Source organism: Roseibium sediminicola (assembly GCF_023156505.1).
GTDB classification, from domain to species: domain Bacteria; phylum Pseudomonadota; class Alphaproteobacteria; order Rhizobiales; family Stappiaceae; genus Roseibium; species Roseibium sediminicola.
In genome coordinates this window covers 33,042-51,305 of sequence record NZ_JALNMJ010000016.1, presented here as the reverse complement: position 1 = coordinate 51,305, position 18,264 = coordinate 33,042, and the positions used below count along the sequence as shown (strand labels likewise).

13 protein-coding genes are annotated in these 18,264 nt (G+C 62.7%); 8 read left to right on the top strand and 5 right to left on the bottom strand.

Annotated elements, in window-relative coordinates:
• Positions 1–5 precede the first annotated feature (5 nt).
• From nirB to cysG, 7 genes are all read left to right on the top strand, one after another.
• Positions 6–2,459, top strand: a complete 2,454-nt coding sequence (nirB, locus tag M0H32_RS20315; protein ID WP_248157133.1) for a nitrite reductase large subunit NirB — start codon at positions 6–8, stop codon at positions 2,457–2,459.
• Positions 2,456–2,797: a nitrite reductase small subunit NirD gene (gene nirD / locus M0H32_RS20310; protein WP_248157131.1), complete on the top strand. Its 342-nt coding sequence runs from the start codon at positions 2,456–2,458 to the stop codon at positions 2,795–2,797. The genes nirB and nirD overlap by 4 nt, the downstream gene beginning before the upstream one ends.
• A gap of 31 nt (positions 2,798–2,828) precedes the next feature.
• A complete protein-coding gene (locus M0H32_RS20305) occupies positions 2,829–3,674 on the top strand; it encodes a formate/nitrite transporter family protein (protein WP_248157129.1) in 846 nt (281 codons plus the stop codon).
• A 63-nt stretch (positions 3,675–3,737) separates the two neighbouring features.
• On the top strand, positions 3,738–5,471 hold the full coding sequence (locus tag M0H32_RS20300; RefSeq protein WP_248157258.1) for a bifunctional protein-serine/threonine kinase/phosphatase: 1,734 nt from the start codon (positions 3,738–3,740) through the stop codon (positions 5,469–5,471).
• 10 nt (positions 5,472–5,481) lie between these two features.
• Positions 5,482–5,931 carry a cyanase gene (gene cynS, locus M0H32_RS20295; protein ID WP_248157126.1) on the top strand — a complete coding sequence of 150 codons (450 nt, stop codon included), beginning with the start codon at positions 5,482–5,484 and terminating at the stop codon, positions 5,929–5,931.
• Between the two features lie 23 nt (positions 5,932–5,954).
• Positions 5,955–8,636: a nitrate reductase gene (locus tag M0H32_RS20290; protein ID WP_248157124.1), complete on the top strand. Its 2,682-nt coding sequence runs from the start codon at positions 5,955–5,957 to the stop codon at positions 8,634–8,636.
• A complete protein-coding gene (gene cysG / locus M0H32_RS20285; RefSeq protein WP_248157123.1) occupies positions 8,608–10,089 on the top strand; it encodes a siroheme synthase CysG in 1,482 nt (493 codons plus the stop codon). The genes M0H32_RS20290 and cysG overlap by 29 nt, the downstream gene beginning before the upstream one ends.
• A gap of 12 nt (positions 10,090–10,101) precedes the next feature.
• Here cysG and M0H32_RS20280 read toward each other — a convergent pair whose 3' ends face one another.
• The 5 genes from M0H32_RS20280 to M0H32_RS20260 all read right to left on the bottom strand — a co-directional run bounded on the left by M0H32_RS20280 (position 10,102) and on the right by M0H32_RS20260 (position 16,659).
• Complete coding sequence (locus M0H32_RS20280) at positions 10,102–10,881, bottom strand: FadR/GntR family transcriptional regulator (RefSeq protein WP_248157121.1); 780 nt, start codon at positions 10,879–10,881, stop codon at positions 10,102–10,104.
• 31 nt (positions 10,882–10,912) lie between these two features.
• Positions 10,913–11,920, bottom strand: a complete 1,008-nt coding sequence (locus M0H32_RS20275; RefSeq protein WP_248157120.1) for an ABC transporter ATP-binding protein — start codon at positions 11,918–11,920, stop codon at positions 10,913–10,915.
• Positions 11,917–13,854, bottom strand: a complete 1,938-nt coding sequence (locus M0H32_RS20270) for a dipeptide/oligopeptide/nickel ABC transporter permease/ATP-binding protein (RefSeq protein WP_248157119.1) — start codon at positions 13,852–13,854, stop codon at positions 11,917–11,919. Before M0H32_RS20270 ends, M0H32_RS20275 begins: the two co-directional genes overlap by 4 nt.
• Positions 13,854–14,798, bottom strand: coding sequence for an ABC transporter permease (locus tag M0H32_RS20265; protein ID WP_248157118.1), 945 nt, complete (start codon positions 14,796–14,798; stop codon positions 13,854–13,856). The genes M0H32_RS20270 and M0H32_RS20265 overlap by 1 nt, the downstream gene beginning before the upstream one ends.
• Positions 14,799–15,099: 301 nt before the next feature.
• Positions 15,100–16,659: an ABC transporter substrate-binding protein gene (locus tag M0H32_RS20260; protein WP_248157117.1), complete on the bottom strand. Its 1,560-nt coding sequence runs from the start codon at positions 16,657–16,659 to the stop codon at positions 15,100–15,102.
• 147 nt (positions 16,660–16,806) lie between these two features.
• On the opposite strand from M0H32_RS20260, the gene M0H32_RS20255 reads away from it, so the two are divergent.
• A complete protein-coding gene (locus M0H32_RS20255; protein WP_248157116.1) occupies positions 16,807–18,057 on the top strand; it encodes a Zn-dependent hydrolase in 1,251 nt (416 codons plus the stop codon).
• Positions 18,058–18,264: the final 207 nt, after the last annotated feature.

Sequence of the window (18,264 nt, the reverse complement as noted above, 5' to 3'; positions counted from 1 at the left end):
AAATCATGACACAGAAAAAGCTGGTCATTGTCGGCAACGGCATGGCCCCAGGACGGATGCTTGAGCATTTGTTCGAAAAGGACGCGGATGCCTATGACGTCACCATTTTCAACGCGGAACCCAGGGTCAATTACAACCGGCTGATGCTGTCGCCGGTGCTCTCCGGCGAGAAGACCTATGAAGACATCATCACCCATGGCGACGACTGGTATGCCGAGCATGGCGTGACCCTGCACAAGGCCGCCCGCGTCAGCGCAATCGACCGGGACGCCAAGACCGTCACCTCGGAAACCGGCATTACGGCAAGCTACGACAAGCTGGTGATTGCCACAGGGTCCAACCCGTTCATCATTCCGCTTCCGGGCAAGGATCTCGACGGGGTGCTGACCTATCGGGACCTCGACGACGTCGACAGGATGCTGGAGGCCGCCAAGAGGGGCGGGCGCGCCATCGTCATCGGTGGTGGCCTGCTGGGTCTGGAAGCTGCGGCCGGCCTGAAGATGCAGGGCATGGAGGTCACGGTCCTGCACCTGATGCCGACCCTGATGGAGCGCCAGCTCGATCCCGCCGCCGGCTTCCTGCTGGAAACGGAATTCAAGCGCCGCGGCATTGATGTCCGCACCAAGGCCAACAGTCACGAGATCGTCGATGACGGCACCGGTAAGGTGAAGGCGATCCGCCTCGACGACGGCACGGAAATCGAGGCCGGCATCGTGGTGATGGCGGTCGGCATCCGACCGTCCGCGGATCTGGCGAAAGCGGTCGGCCTCGACACCAATCGCGGCATTCTGGTCGGCGATGACATGCGCACCAGCGATCCCGACATCTTCGCCCTTGGCGAATGCGTCGAACACCGGGGCATGTGCTACGGCCTGGTCGCACCGCTCTATGAGATGGCCGAGGTGATCGCCGACAATCTGCTCGAGGGCAACGCCGATTATACGGGTTCCGTCACAGCCACCAAGCTCAAGGTCACGGGTGTCGATCTCTATTCGGCAGGCGATTTTGCCGAAGGCGACGACCGCGAGGAAATCGTACTGCGCGATGCCACCGCCGGTGTCTACAAGCGGCTGGTCCTGAAGGACAACAGGATCATCGGCGCGGTTCTCTATGGCGAGACATCCGACGGCCCGTGGTTCTTCGACCTGCTCAAGAAGGGCACCGACGTTTCGGAAATGCGCGAAACGCTGATCTTCGGCCAGGCCTACCAGGGGGGCGCCCCCCTGGACCCTACGGCGGCCGTTGCAGCCTTGCCGGATGATGCGGAAATCTGCGGCTGCAACGGCGTTTGCAAGGGCAAGATCGTCGCCACGATCAAGGAGAAGGGCCTGACCACGCTCGACGGCGTCCGGGCGCATACAAAAGCGTCGAACTCCTGCGGCACCTGCACCGGCCTGGTCGAACAGCTGATGCAGGTCACGCTTGGCGATGCCTATAATCCCGCCACCGTCACGCCGATGTGCGGTTGCACGCCCCTCGGTCATTCCGAGGTTCGCCGGCTGATCAAGTCGAAGGAACTGAAGACCATTCCGGCCGTGATGCAGGAGCTGGAATGGACCACCTCCGGGGGCTGCGCCAAGTGCCGGCCGGCGCTGAACTATTATCTCGTCTCCGACTGGCCCGACGAATACGCGGACGACTACCAGTCCCGCTTCATCAACGAGCGTGTCCACGCCAACATCCAGAAAGACGGCACCTATTCGGTGGTTCCGCGCATGTGGGGCGGCATGACCTCGTCGAAGGAACTCAGGGCGATTGCCGACGTGGTCGACAAGTTCGATATCCCGGCGGTGAAATGCACCGGCGGCCAGCGCATCGACATGCTCGGTATCAGGAAGGAAGACCTTCCGGCCGTCTGGGCGGATCTCGGCAAGGCCGGGTTTGTGTCCGGGCAGGCCTATGCCAAGGGGCTCCGGACCGTGAAGACCTGCGTGGGCACGGACTGGTGCCGCTTCGGCACGCAAGACAGCACCGGCCTCGGCGTCAAGCTGGAGAAATTCATGTGGGGGTCCTGGACCCCGGCCAAGCTGAAAATGGCGGTCTCCGGCTGCCCGCGCAATTGCGCGGAAGCCACCTGCAAGGACATCGGCATCATCTGCGTCGACAGCGGCTACGAGATCCATTTCGCAGGCGCCGCCGGTCTCGACATCAAGGGCACGGAAGTTCTCGGACTGGTGAAGACCGAGGACGAGGCGATCGAATATGTCGCCGCCCTGGCGCAGATGTACCGCGAGCAGGGACACTATCTGGAGCGGATCTACAAGTGGGCCAAGCGCATCGGCTACGACGAGATCCGCCGCCAGATCATGGACGACGCGGACATGCGCAAGGCCTATTTCGACCGCTTCGTTTTCTCCCAGAAATTCGCCCAGGTCGATCCGTGGTCGGAGCGTGTCTCCGGCAAGGACAAACACGAGTTCAAGCCGATGGCTGTACTGACCAAGGAGGCCGCCGAATGACCGCCGATATTAGAAACTGGGTCCAGATCGGGAGCCTCGAAGACATTCCTAGGGAGGGAGCACGGTGCGTGAAGAACGGCGACATGACCATCGCCGTCTTCCGCACCGCCAAGGACGATGTGTTCGCCTTGGAAGACAAGTGCCCGCACAAGAACGGGCCGCTCAGCCAGGGGATCGTGCATGACGGCTGCGTGACCTGCCCATTGCACAATTGGGTGATCTCCCTGGAAACCGGCGCCGCGCAAGGTGCCGACGAGGGCCGGACAGCGGCCTTCCCGGTCCGTCTGGAAGACGGTCAGATCCTCATCGACCTTTCCTATTCCCACGAAGCGGTCTGATCGACCGAACCCTTTTGAGAGAGGAATATCAATGTCCTACGTGATGCCTTCCGAGTTCGCGTCGAAAATGATCGATGCCGGCGAAACCAAGATTTTCATGTCCACCAAGGACACGCTGATCCGTGCCTATATGGCCGGTGCAATCCTGGCGCTGGCCGCCGCCTTTGCCGTGACGATTGCCGTCAACACCGGCAACTTCCTGGTGGCTTCGGTTCTGTTCCCGGTCGGGTTCTGCATGCTTTACCTGCTCGGTTTCGATCTTCTGACCGGCGTTTTCACGCTGGCACCTCTTGCGGTCATCGCCAAGCGCCCAGGCTGCACCTGGGGCGGCGTTTTCCGCAATTGGGGCCTGGTTTTCTGCGGCAACTTCGCCGGCGCAATGACCGTCGCCGTCTTCATGGCGATCATCTTCACCATGGGATTCAGCCAGGAACCGAATGCGGTCGGCCAGAAGATCGGCAAGATCGGTGAGGCCCGGACGCTCGGTTACGCCGCCGCCGGTTGGGCGGGTCTGCTGACTGTCTTCATCCGTGCCGTGATGTGCAACTGGATGGTCTCCACCGGCGTCGTCGCGGCGATGATGTCCAACTCGGTCTCCGGCAAGATCATGGCCATGTGGATGCCCATCCTGGTGTTCTTCTATCTCGGCTTCGAACACTCGATCGTCAACATGTTCCTGTTCCCGTCCGGCATCATGCTCGGCGGCGACTTCACCTGGTTCGACTACTTTGCCTACAACGAGATCCCGGTCGTAGTCGGCAACTTGGTCGGCGGCCTGACCTTTGTCGGCGGCATGATCTACGCCACCCACTACAAGACCTCGCCGTCCCGCAAGGCCGGTTACGAGAAGGCCCCGGCGGCGGTTCCGGCCGAATAACAAAAGACCGGCTTCGCCGACTGGCGGCGGAGCCCCCTTCCGGAGGAGCTATTTCCCGTGCTGATGCAAGTCCGCCCCAACAGCTTGAGCGTCGAGACCGGCCAGTATTCGTCGGCCGGCCGGAAGGCTCAGAACCAGGACTTCCACGGCGCGATGGTGCCGGACGGACAGGCGCTGTTGCACAAGGGTGTCGCCCTGGCGATTGCGGACGGCATTTCCTCCAGTCCGGTGGCGCACGTTGCCGCCGAGACCGCCGTCAAATCCTTCCTCTCCGACTATTACTGTACCTCCGAGGCCTGGTCGGTGAAGACAGCGGCAACCCGGGTGATCGCGGCAACCAACTCCTGGCTCAATAGTCAGACCCGCCTGGCGGGCGACCGGGATCTTGGCCATGTCTGCACCTTCTCCGCGCTGGTTCTCAAAGGGCGCAAGGCGCATCTCTTTCATGTCGGCGACAGCCGGATCTGGCGTCTTGACGGCCAGAGCCTTGATCAGCTTACCGAGGACCACACCGTCCGGATATCGGAGACGGAGAGTTATCTCGGCCGCGCGCTCGGCATGTCCGCCTCCATGGAAATCGACTACGCAGCCCTGGACCTCAGGGCAGGGGATGTCTTTCTTCTGACCACGGATGGTGTGCACGGCTTCCTGTCGCCAAAACAGCTTGCGACGACGGTGCTGACATCCGATGACCTCGACGCTGCCGCCAAGGCTCTTGCGGACCAGGCGCTGGCAGCCGGCAGCGACGACAATCTCACCGTCCAGATCGTGCGGGTCGATGCGGTCGCGGAGCCGAGCGCCGCTGAACTCCTGAGCGAAGAGGGCATGCTGCCGCCTGCGCCCGTGCCACATGTGCCGGGACATTTCGAAGGTTTTCACCTGTTGCGCCAGCTTCATGCTTCCAGCCGCAGTCACATCTTCCTTGCGGAAAATGGAGCTACAGGCGACAGGGTTGCCCTCAAGTTTCCGTCCATGGACCTGCGCGGCGACGCGGATTACCTGCGCCGGTTCGCGCTGGAGGAATGGGTTGCCCGGCGGATTTCCTCGCCGCACGTTCTGAAAGCCGCGTCCTATCCGAGCGACCGTGAAATACTGTTCCTGGCGACCGAATTTGTCGAAGGCCAGACCCTGCGCCAATGGATGACCGACAATCCTGCACCGGATTTGGAAACAGCGCGGGACATCCTGGAACAAATCGTCCGGGGGCTTGGCGCCTTTCATCGCAAGGACATGGTTCATCAGGACCTCCGGCCGGAAAACATCATGATCGACGCCTCCGGAACGGTGAAGATCATCGATTTCGGATCGGTGCGGATCGCCGGGGTGATGGAAGCTGCGCCAGCGCTCGACACACCCGAGATCCTGGGCACACATCAATACACCGCTCCGGAAGTGTTTCTCGGTTATCTCGGCACCGAGTTCAGCGATCAGTTTTCGCTCGGCGTGATCGCCTATGAGATGCTGACGGGACGTCTGCCTTACGGCGCAAATGTCGCCCGGGCGACCAGCGAGCGCGCGCAATCGGCGCTGCGCTATCGCAGTGCCGCGGCAATCACGGAGCGGGTGCCGGACTGGGTCGACAGCGCCCTTTGCAAGGCGGTGCATCCGGTTCCCGGCAAACGCTACGACGTCCTGAGCGCGTTTTTGGCGGACCTGCGCCGGCCCAATCCAACCTTTGCCTCAGACCGGTTCGTACCTCTTGCTGAACGGGATCCGGTAGGCTTCTGGCAGCTGGTGTCCGCCGGTCTCGCGCTGCTTTGTTTCGTCCTTTTCTACCAACTGCTTGGCAATCCATAAGGAGACTCATATGTCCGCTTTGACCCGTGAAGACGTCACCAGCATGATCCTGTCCGCGAAACGCCAGGCGGGGCTTACATGGGAGGGCATTGCCGAGGCCATCGGCATGTCGCCGGTCTGGACCCATTCCGCGGCCATGGGCATGAACGCCATGCCGGCGGACAAGGCCGAGGCGATCACGGCAACGCTCGGTCTGCCGCAGGAGGCCGCTCTGATCCTGCAGGAAAGCCCGACCAAGATCTGGTCCCAGACGGTTCCGACCGATCCCTGCATCTACCGGCTTTACGAAGTGGTCGGCGTCTACGGCCCGACCATCAAGGCGCTGATCCACGAAAAGTTCGGCGACGGCATCATGTCGGCGATCGATTTCGACATGTCGGTTACCCGGGTCGAGAACCCGAAGGGCGACCGGGTGAAGATCGAAATGTCCGGCAAATACCTCTCCTACAACGCCTGGTGAGCCGGGTCCCCGGGGACAATGGAATGACAACGGACAGCAAAACCACCCGGACCACGTGCCCCTATTGCGGGGTCGGCTGCGGCGTGCTCGCCACACGGCAGGACGACGGCACGGTCAGCGTCACCGGCGATCCGGACCATCCGGCCAATTTTGGCCGGCTGTGCTCCAAGGGATCGGCGCTGGCCGAGACCCTGTCGCTGGACGACCGGCTGCTTTATCCGGAGATCGCCGGCGAACGCGCCGGCTGGGACACGGCGCTCGACCTGGTGGCGGAGAGGTTTTCCACGGCGGTGCGGGATCATGGTCCCGACAGCGTTGCCTTTTACGTCTCCGGCCAGATTCTGACCGAGGACTATTACGTCGCCAACAAGCTGATGAAGGGCTTCATCGGCTCGGCCAATATCGACACCAATTCGCGTCTGTGCATGGCGTCGTCCGTCGCCGGCCACAGGCGCGCGTTCGGCAGCGACACGGTGCCCGGTACCTATGTGGATCTGGAACAGGCCGACCTGGTGGTACTGGTCGGGTCGAACCTTGCCTGGTGCCATCCGGTGCTGTTCCAGCGTCTGGAAGCGGCCAAGGCGGCCAATCCGGCGATGCGCGTCGTGGTGATCGATCCGCGCCGCACGGCCACCTGTGCCATCGCGGATCTGCATCTCGCCCTGAAGCCTGACACGGATGTTTTCCTCTTCAACGGACTGCTGGCGTTTCTTTCCGAAGCCGATGCGCTGAACCACAATTATATCAAGCGGTTCACGGAAGGGTTTGAGGAAGCGATTCAAGCAGCGGGTCCATGTGAAATCGGCCTGATTTCCGAGAAGACCGGTCTGTCACGCCAGGACATAGCCCTGTTCTACAAGATGGTGGCGCGGACCGAAAAAACTGTCACGGTCTACAGCCAGGGTGTCAACCAGTCGGTGGTCGGCACGGACAAGGTCAATGCCATCATCAACACCCATCTGGCGACAGGCCGGATTGGCCGTGCGGGCATGGGGCCCTTTTCCGTCACCGGTCAGCCGAATGCCATGGGCGGGCGCGAGGTCGGCGGTCTTGCCAACATGCTGGCCGGCCACATGGTGCTTGAAAACCCGAACCACCGGCAAATCGTGCAAGGTTTCTGGAACAGCCCGGTGATCGCCGACAAACAGGGCCTGAAAGCCGTCGATCTGTTCAAGGCCGTTGGGGACGGGCGCATCAAGGCGCTCTGGATCATGGCCACCAGCCCGGCGGACAGCCTGCCAGATGCGGATGGGGTTGCGGCGGCCCTGAAGGACTGTCCCTTTGTCGTGGTGTCGGAGGTCAGCCGGGCAGCGAGTTCGCTTGCATTTGCCGATGTGGTTCTGCCCGCCGCCGCATGGGGCGAGAAGGACGGCACAGTCACCAATTCCGAGCGGCGGATTTCGCGCCAGAGGCAGTTCCTGGACCTGCCGGGCGAAGTCAAACCCGACTGGTGGCAGCTGAGCGAAGTAGGCCGCCGGATGGGCTTTGCGGACGCTTTTTCCTACCGGGGGCCTGCTGCGATCTTCCGCGAGCATGCCGCGCTGTCCGACTACCAGAACGGTGGCACGCGGGACTTCGACATCGGTGCGCACAAGGACATATCCGACACGGTCTTTGACGGCCTGACACCGTTTCAATGGCCGCAACCGGCCGAGACGGCGCCGAAGGAAACGCGGTTTTTCGGCCAGGGCGGTTTTTTTACCGGCGGACGCAAGGCGGTTTTCGTTCCCACCGCGTTCAAGGTGCCGCGCAAACGCGCACGCCGCTATCCCTTCGCGCTCAACACAGGCCGGATCCGCGACCAGTGGCATACGATGACGCGCACCGGCAAGACGGCGCGGCTGACGTCGCACATTGCCGAGCCTTTCGCGGAACTCCATCCTCAGGACGCGGCCAGGCTCGGCATTGCCCCGGCGGATCTGGTCGAAGTCACCAGCCCACACGGATCCGTTCTGGTGCGGGCTCTGGTCACCGACAGGGTGGGCGAGGGGGAGGTTTTTGTGCCGATGCACTGGACCGACCACCTCGCGTCCAGCGCCCGGATCGACGCGGTTGTCGCGCCGGAGACCGATCCGCAGTCCGGACAACCGGGGTCGAAATTCACGCCGGTTCAGGTGGCAAAACGCGAGATGGCCTGGTTCGGCTTTGCCGTCTTGCGGCAACGGCCCGTGACAATTCCGGCACCCTATTGGGCGCTTGCTCCGGTCGAAGGCGGGTACCGGCTGGAGTTTGCGGGGGAAACGGAGACGGATTTCAAGGCGCTGGCCGCCGCGCTCGCTCCGAACAGCCAAGATGTGCTGCGGATCGGCGATGACGCCGGTGGCTGGCTGCGGCTGGCAAATTGGAGCGGGGATGTATTGCAGTCAGCGATGTTCTTTTCCCGGGAGCCTGTGGACGTGTCGCGGCAATGGGCCTGTGGGCTGTTGTCCGCCGAGCCGGTTTCAGGCGCGGACCGGGCGGGCGTGCTGGCCGGGCGGGCACCGGCGGACCGGCCGGATCCAGGAGCCATCGTCTGCTCCTGTTTCCAGATCGGCAGCAACCAGATCGAGACAGCCGCCCGCTGCGGCGCGGCCAGCGTCAGGGCGATTGGCGAAACCCTCAAGGCCGGCACCAATTGCGGCTCCTGCCGCTCGGAAATCCAGACGCTTCTCAACGAGATAAGCAAGGAAGAGCTCGATGACACCGATATCGCGCAAGCCAGTTGAGGTGACGCGGCAGCGTACGCCCGCACGGGTCGGGACTCTGGCCAGTCTGCCGCTGTTCTTCCCACTCAAGGGGCGCAAGGTCGTCCTTGCGGGCGGCTCGGACGCGGCGGCCTGGAAAGCGGAACTCCTGGGGGCAGCCGGTGCGGAGGTCCATGTTTTTGCACCGGATCTTGATCCGGCCTTCGAGACCTTGCTTGAGACCGGGAGCGAGAACGGCCGATTCCTGTGGCACCGCCGTCCCTGGGCGGAGGACAGTTTCGACGGAGCAATCCTGGCGATCGCGGATGCGGAAACGGACGGCGAGGCACAGGCCTTTGCGTGCGCGGCCAGGGCGCATGGCTTGCCGGTCAATGTCATCGACAAGCCGGCTTTCTGCGACTTCCAGTTCGGCTCGATCGTCAACCGTTCACCGGTCGTGATCGGTATCTCGACCAACGGAGTCGCGCCCATTGTGGGCCAGGCAATCCGACGCCGGATCGAGACCTTATTGCCGGAGAGCCTTCAGGGCTGGGCGCAGCTTGCCGGACGGCTGAGGGAGAAAACGCTGGCCTACCTGCAGGCAGGCCCCGAGCGTCGGCGCTTCTGGGAACGGTTTTCCGATCTTGCCTTTTCAGGCCGGGCTGCGCCGGAGGATGAAACCGGTCTGGCGGAGACCCTTGTGGAAGACGCCAAGAGTGCCGGGAACGGCCGGGTCACGCTGGTGGGCGCCGGGCCGGGGGACGCGGAATACCTGACCTTGAAAGCGGTGCGGGCGCTTCAGGCTGCCGACGTTATCCTGTTCGATGATCTTGTCGACGACGCGGTGCTGGAACTGGCGCGCCGGGAAGCCAAGCGCATGCTGGTCGGCAAGCGCGGCGGGAGGGAAAGCTGCCGCCAGGAGGACATCAACCGGATGATGGTGACGCTGGCGCGCCAGGGCAAACATGTGGTGCGGCTGAAATCCGGCGACCCGATGATTTTCGGCCGGGGTGGCGAGGAGCTGGAGCTATTGGCCTTGGCCGGCATCCCCGCAACCGTAGTGCCGGGCATCACGGCGGCCTCGGCCATGGCCGCGCGGCTCGGCATTTCGCTGACCCATCGCGACCAGGCCCAGTCGGTCCGCTTCGTTACCGGTCATTCCCGCCATGGAGACCTGCCGGAAACGGTCGACTGGCAGGGTCTGTCGGACCCGGCGACCACAACGGTGTTCTATATGGGTGCCCGCATGGCCGGCCGGATCCGGGACAGGCTGATAGCGGAAGGATTTTCGGGACAAACCCCCGCCGTCGCCGTCTCCGGCATCGCGACGCCGGACGAAACCCGGTGGCACGGTACATTGGCTACGCTGGAAGACGGCGTCACCGGCCTTGGCCTGCAGCGTCCGGTGCTGATTGCCGTCGGGCGGGTCTTTGAAGGACGGGAAGGGGCCACGCAGGAATTCCCGTTTAGCCTTGAAATGTTGAAGTTTGGCTGACAGCCGGTCGGTCTAGTCTTCGTCCGGGGCCGCGCCGTTGCGCGTGCGCATGGCAGCGCGTTCGAGCATGTATTTTTCGGCCTCGAACATGTGGCTGCGCATGATCATGCGGCAGAGTTCCGCATCGCCCGACTTGATCGCGCGCAACAGCTGGACCTGATAATGCAGGCCCGTTGCCCGCAGCCCCGGGTTCGGTTCCTTGTAGATCGACCGGCATACGGTCATGTCACGCAGGAGGCTGAGCAGGAAGGAGCAGGTGAAGGCGAGGATCGGGTTGGCGCAGTGCCGCGCCAGTTCCTCGTGAAAATCGAGTTCGGCCAGACGCTGGTCATATTCTTCTTCCGCCGTCTGCGGTTCGTCTTCATAAAGACGGATACAGCTCTGCAGGGCCTGAAAGGCCTCGTCCGTCAGATTGCCGGCCACGGCCGCAGCGAGTTCCGGCTCCAGCTGCTTGCGCAGCGTGTAAATGTCGGCGATCGAGGGCTGGTCGAACAGGAACAGGTTGTCCAGGAGACGGATGGCTTCGCCCGGTTCCACCGAGGCGACGAAAACGCCGCCGCCCGGGCCACTGCGGGTCGAGATCAGGCCCTGGTATTCCAGCACCTTGAGCGCTTCGCGCAACGTGCCGCGGGAGACCTTGACCGCTTCCGGCATCAGCCAGTCGTTGGGCACACGGTCGCCGGGCCGGAGGCCTGCCTCCACGATCTGCTCGCGGATCTGCTGGGCCACCAAATCGGGCCGCCGCAGCCGTTTGCGGGTTTTCGGGTCCGTTGCACCTTCAGGAATTTTCATTGCCGGCTTTTCTTCTTGGCTCTTTTCCTGCCTATGCCTGCCCCAGCGGGTGATAGCAAGCGGCAAAATGCTTCGCGCCGCTGACGGCTTCGTCCGGGGCCGGTTTCGCGGCCAGACACTTTTCGGTCTTGTGTCCGCACCGGGCCGCGAACGCGCAGCCGGCTGGCGGACTATAAGGGTCCGGCAACTCGGCCGAGGCATCTTCCGACATGAGGTCATGCCGCCCGGGCGCCGGGGCTGACCGCATCAGCAGGTCGGTGTAAGGATGCAAGGGATGTCTGAAGATTTCCTTTGCCGGGCCAAGCTCGGCCATGCGGCCGAAATACATCACCGCGACCCGGTCGCTGACGCTTTCCACCACGGAAAGGTCGTGGCTGATGAAGATGTAGGTGAGGCCGAAATCGTCCTTGAGCTTGTCCAAGAGATTGAGCACCTGGGCCTGCACGGACACATCCAGCGCGGAGACCGGTTCGTCGAGAACGATGAGCTCGGGTCCCGCGGCGAGGGCGCGGGCAATACCGATCCGCTGAGCCTGGCCGCCGGAGAATTCATGCGGGTAACGCTCCAGAAATTCCGGCGCCAGATTGACCGCCTGCAAGAGTTCCGCGAGCCTTTGTTCGCGGCCATCCGCATTGAGGTCGGTCAGGTGCTTCAGCGGCGCTTCCAGAATGGTGCGGATGGTCTTGCGCGGGTTGAGCGAGGCCACCGGATCCTGGAAGACGTATTGGACCTTGCGCGCCAGCGCGTTGCGATCTTTCCGGGCAAGCGCTGTCAGGTCCTCTCCGGCAAAGGTGATCGTGCCGGAGGTCGGCAGATCGAGCCCGACAACAAGGCGGGCAAGGGTGGACTTGCCGCAGCCTGATTCCCCGACAACGCCAAGCGTCTCGCCTTTTTTCACATCGAGGCTTAGGCCCTGGACCGCGTGAACGGCCGGATTGTGCCCGCCGAACAGCTTGCGCTCGCCGCCGAAGATCCGCTCGACGGCCTCAATGGTCAGCAGGGCTTCCTGGCTGGCCTTGTTCTGGCTCATCTCGCTCATGCCGAGGCTCCCGAGGTCAGGGGAAAGAGGCAGCGGACGCCTCTTGTTCCGGAGGACATGTCCAGGGAAATCTCGCCCTGGCGGCAGGCAGGCTGCACATGGGGACAGCGGTCCGCGAAGGCACAGCCCGCGGGCAGGTTGTTGACCACCGGCGGGCGGCCCTCAATGGCGTCGAGCCGGCGTTCCGGTTCACCCAGGACGGGCACGCACTCGATCAGCTTGGCCGTATAGGGATGCTGCGGGCTGTTGAGCACCTCGTCGGTCGTACCGGTCTCCACGATCCGGCCTGCATACATCACCGCGACCCGGTCGCAGATGGCGGATACCACGCCGAAATCGTGGGTGATGAACAGGATCGCCGCGTTGCGCTCGCGGCGCAGGCCGTTCATCAGCGTCAGGATCTGGGACTGTACGGTGACGTCGAGCGCGGTGGTCGGCTCATCCGCGATCAGCACCTTGGCATCGTTGGCAAGCGCCATGGCGATGCAGACACGCTGACGCATGCCGCCGGAGAGTTCATGCGGATAGGCGTCGAGACGTTCCCTGGCATTGGGGATGCGCACCAGCGACAACAGGTCGATGGCCTTGTCGCGGGCCTTTGCTCGGGACATCGGCTGGTGGGTGGTGATCGCTTCGGTCAGTTGCGCGCCGACCGTGAACAGCGGGTGCAGGGTCGACAGCGGGTCCTGGAAGACATAGGCGACCGAACCGCCGCGCAAGTCGCGGATGCGCCTGTCGCTGGCCGCGAACAGGTCCTCACCCTCAAGATAGGCCGCACCGCCGGCAATGCGGCCTGGCGGGGTCGGCACAAGGCCCATGATCGACATGGCGGTCACAGACTTGCCGGAACCGCTCTCGCCGACGACGCCAAGGCATTCGCCCTGCTGCAGGTTGAGGTCGACGCCGCCAACGGCCTTGTAGACGGACGAACCGATCTGGAATTCGGTACGCATCTGGCGCACGTCGAGAACGCCCTGTTTTTCGGACGGAGCGGGAATGTCGGCCTTGTTCCTTTCTACGGCGGTACGGGAGACCGGGCGGGTCAGCGAGCCGGCGCGCAGGCGCGGATCCAGAATGTCGCGCACGCCATCGCCGAAGAGATTGATGCTCATCACCAGGGCGAAGATCATCAGGCCGGGAATGATGGAGACATGCGGCGCGGTGAACAGGATCTTGCGGCCTTCGCCCAGCATGGAGCCGAGATCGGCCTGAGGCGGCTGCGCGCCGAGACCCAGGAAGGACAGACCCGCCGTTTCCAGGATCATCCAGCCGACCGTGGTCGACATGGTGATGACGATTACCGGTAATACATTGGGCAGGATCTCCAGGAACAGGATCTGCGGCGGCGACTTGCCGGAAAGACGGGCGGCATCGACGAATTCGCGCCGCGACAGGCCGAGCGTGATGCCGCGGATGTTCCGGGCAAAGAACGGTATGTTGACGAGGGCGATGGCGTAAAGCGCGTTCAGGAGGCCCGGGCCAAGCACGGCGACGATGGCCAGCGCCAGCAGGATATAGGGAAAGGCCATCACCATATCGATGCCGCGCATGATGATCGTATCGGTGCGCCCGCCGGCGTAACCGGCGACAAGGCCGAGCAGCGAGCCGAAGAAGGCGGCGATCACAGTGGCCGACAGGCCGACGGCCAGGGACACGCGCGAACCCCAGATGAGCCGGGACAGGAGATCGCGGCCAAGATGGTCCGTGCCCAGCAGATGGTCTTCGCTGAAGATTGGCTTCAAGCGGTCGGCCGGTGCGGTTACGTCGGGGTCGGGCAAGGGCAGGATCGGGGCCGCCAGCGCGATCAGGCAGATCAGGGCAAGTACGATCAGACCGCCGGTCGCAAGTGAGTTGTTGAGGAGAAGGGCCAGCGTGCCGGGGCGGGCTGACTTCTTCGCGGGTTTGGCCGGGGCGCTCAGGGTGGTCTCGGTCATCAGCGGAGCCTCGGATCCAGAATGGTCTGCACCACGTCGGCGAGCAGATTGAAGAGAACGTAGGCGGCGGCCACGACCAGCACGCCGCCCTGGACCAGAAGAAGGTCCCGGGTGGAAATCGCCGTCACCAGCATGGAACCGATGCCTGGCCATTGGAACACGGTCTCGATATAGACCGCACCGCCGATGACGAAACCGGCCTGGATGCCGATCACAGGGACGACGCCGACCAGGGCGGATTTGAAGGCGTGCTTGTAGATGACCTTCTGTTCCGACAGGCCCTTGGCGCGGGCGGTGCGGATATAGTCCTGACGCAGCACTTCCAGCATGGCAGTGCGGGTCAGCCGGGCGATGACGCCGGTGGCGACCACCGAAAGCGTGATCGCCGGAAGGGCCAGGTGATAGAGCAGGTCGGGGAGGTCTCCGCCGCCATAGATGGCGTACATGCCGGAGGCCGGGAACAGGCGCAGTTTGACCGCGAAGATCAGGATCAGCAGCAGGCCGAGCCAGAAGGATGGCGTGGAAATGCCGATCAGCACGAGGAGCGTGATGATCTTGTCGGCCCAGCCGTATTGGCGCACAGCGGAGACGATGCCGGCCAGCAGACCGAGGATGGAGCAGAGAACAAGCGAAGTCCCTGCCAGGATCAGCGTTGCGGAGAAGCGCTCCATGACCTCGTCGAGCACGGGCCGGTTGAGCGTGTAGGAGCGGCCGAGATCGCCCTGGAACAGGTTGCCGATCCAGATGAAATATTGCTGGATCAAAGGTTTGTCGAGGCCAAGATCCTTGTTCAGCTTGGCGACATTTTCCGGTGTGGCGTAGGAGCCGAGAATGGCGGTCGCGGGATCGCCCGGGATCATGGCCATGATCAGGAAGACGATGATGGTCAGTCCGAACAGGACCGGAATGGCGGCCAGCAGACGCCTGGCGATATAGGCAGCCAATGGTCTCTCCCCCGTAGTTGCATGCGGCCGGACCGTGAGCCTCACTAGATGAGCCCCGCAGAAGAGGCCACTTTCCAGAGCGTCGCAACACACCAGGACGTCATCCTGAGGAGGACCGTCAGGTCCGTCTCGAAGGATCGGCCCCGCCGTATGCACCGCCGATCCTTCGAGACGGCGCATTGCGCCTCCTCAGGATGACGCTTTTGGGTGTGGCGGCGCTCGACCTGAGATCGATTGCGCGTTGCGAACCGGATACGAAAATCCCGGCAGGTCCGAAGACCCGCCGGGATGCGTTGTCAGCTTACTGAGTCTTCTTGACGTCCTGAAGCATCAGGAAGAAGGAGGGTTGCAGCTTGAAGTCCTCGACCGACGCCTTGGTCACAGCATTCTGCTTCCAGTTGGCGACGAAGACCCAGGGCGCGTCCTCCTGGACGATTTCCTGCATTTCCTTGTAGAGCTTGGCGCGCTCGCCCTGGTCGGTGACCTCGCGGGCTTTCTCCAGCAGCTCATCCACCTTGGCATTGGAATAATAGCCGGAGTTGAAGCCGCCCTTGTCGGGCATCGCTTCGGTACGCAGCGCCAGGAAGGGCAGGGTGTCCGGATCGTTGGTCATCCAGGCCATCTCGGCCATGCCGGCTTTGCCTTCGAGACCCGGGTTCACCTTGCCGAGGAAGGTGTTCCACTCATAGGTTTCGATCTTGACGTTCATGCCGACGGCCTGCAGGTCCGCCTGGATGGCCGTGCCCATGGCGATCGGGTCGAGCATGCCGGAGCCGCCTTCGGTGACATAGAACGTCACTTCCTCGCCGTTGTAACCGGCTTCCTTCAGGAGTTCCTTCGCTTTCTCCGGATCATACGGATAGGGCTCAAGGCCTTCGTTATAGGCCCAGGCGAAGGCCGGCGGTGTCGGACCCGCGGCAACTTCGGCCGTGCCCTGCAGGATGTTCTCAACCAGCGCCTTTTTGTTGATGGCGTAGTTGGCGGCCTGACGGGCGGCCTTGTTGTCGAACGGAGCTTCCTTGGCGTTCAGGATCAGGAACCAGACGTGCGGACCGGCCTGTTCGAGAACCTTGAAAGTGGAATCGTCCTTGAACTGCTGCAGGCTGTCGGGCGGCACTTCGACCATCACGTCGAGACCACCGGAGAGCATTTCGGCAATCCGCGTGTTGGCGTCGGTGACTGGACGGAAGATCAGGGCCTCCAGATCCGGAGCACCATCCCAATAGTCATCATTTCGGATGGCGACCATCTTGGAGTTGGCGATCCATTCACCGAACTTGTAGGCGCCGGTGCCCGACGGATTGCGGCCGAAATCCTTGCCATGCTGCTTGACCGCTTCCGGGGAGACGATCAGGCCGGTCGGATAGGCCAGATTGGACAGGAACGGCGCATAGGGCGCGCTCAGCTTGAAGGTCACCGTTGTGTCGTCCTCGGCTGTCACTTCTTCGACCGTGGAGAAGAAGAAGGACAGCGGGAAGGGGCCGGTGTCGTGGAAGGGGTGGTCTTCCTTCAACATGCGGTCAAAGTTGAACTTCACCGCTTCCGCGTTGAACGGCGAGCCGTCGTGGAAGGTCACGCCTTCGCGCAGCTTGAAGGTGTAGCTCTTGCCGTCGTCCGAAATGGTCCAGCTTTCGGCCAGGGACGGTTCGACTTCCAGCGTGCCGTCCTTGTAGCGGACCAGACCGTCATAAAGGTTCACCAGAATACGGAAGTCGTTGACCGCCGTGACCGCATGCGGGTCGAGCGATTTCGGTTCCGCGATCTGGCCGACGACCAGAACATTCGGCGGTGTTTGCGCCTGCGCCTGTGGCGCGAAAGCAAGGAAGGCCGAGGCAATTGCCCCGGCTAGGAACTTTTTCATGACCATTCCCCTCGTTGTGTTCTGGCAAATAATTAATCATGATTAATTGCATTCATTCAACAATTATTTCATATTTATTTTCGCCTGAGGGTTGCGACTTCAGAGCCAAATAAACGCTTAAGCGCTGAAAAACGGGGAGAAATTCGGATGCCGCAGCCTGCCGACACGATCAATCTGGAGCGTCTGAAGGCCCTGCTCGGCGGGGTCAACCGCTATGGGTTCGATCCTGAGACCGGGGGGTACAACCGTCCCGGATTCTCCAAATCAGACCTCGATTGCCGCGCCTGGTTCGCTGCTCAGATGGAGGAAGATGGTCTTACCGTCTGGAAAGACGGTGCGCTCAACCTCTTCGGTAGATTTGGTTCGAAAGAGGGGCCCTGCATCATGGCTGGTTCCCATCTCGATACGGTCGTCAATGGCGGCGCCTATGACGGGTCTCTCGGTGCCTGTGTCGCGCTGGAATGCGTACGGACAATGAAAGAGGCCGGTTTGGAGCCGGCAACGGCCATCGAAGTGGTGGCGACGTCCGAGGAAGAAGGCCGGTTCGGCGGCATGCTGGGCTCCCAGGCGATCACCGGTGAAGTGACGCCGGACTGGATCGACAGCGCGGTTGATGCTGATGGTATCAAGCTGACCGACGCCATGCGCGCTAACGGCCTCATTCCGGAGCAGGTTCCTGATGCCGTCAGGCCTTCTGGATCGATCAAGGCCTTTCTCGAGCTTCATATCGAGCAGGGGCCGATCCTGGAACAGGAGAAGCTGCCCATCGGTATTGTCGAGGAGGTGTCCGGGGTCTGTTACCTGGAACTCGTTCTGTCCGGCATCGCCAATCATTCCGGAACCACGCCGATGCATTTGCGTGCCGATGCATTTGCGGGCCTTGCCGAAGTGTCCGGCACGATCGGCGCGCTTATCCAGGACCACGGCACCGATCAAAGCCGAATCACCATCGGACATGTGGAGCTTTCCCCCAATCATCCGCACACGATCCCGGGCAAGGCCGTGTTCTCGGCGATCCTGCGTGACACGTCGGAAACCGTCATGGTGGCGCTCAAGTCAAGGTTTCTCGAAAACGCCACGGCGATTGCCAGCCGGCACGGGTTGAAGCTTGAAACAGCAGAGCGCAGCTGGCTGTCACCGCTCAAGCTTGACGCGGAACTTGCCGAGCGTATGAGCGCTCTGGCGGAGCGCCACGGACTGCCGGCCAGGCGCATGCCCTCTGGCGCCGGCCACGATGCCCAGACCATGCAGCGTTTCTGTCCGTCCGGGTTGATCTTCGTTCCGAGTCGAAACGGAATCAGTCACGCTCCGGAAGAGCACAGCGATTGGGGAGACATCGAAAAGGGAGCGAATCTGATGCTGCAGGCCCTGATCGATCTGTCGGGCGCGACGCGATAAGGGCCTGAGACGGCTCCGGAAATCGCGGAATTTCGCCAGTTTGGGAAAACTCTGAATTGCGGCCTTTCAAAGGCGCGCGTGCTCGGCTAGGCTTCCTCACAAGACATTTCACCGATACCGGCGGCGCCAGGCGCCGTCACCGAATTGCCAGTGAACCCAACGACATAGTTTGATGGCTGTTGGGTTCGATCCATGACTGCCTCTGTC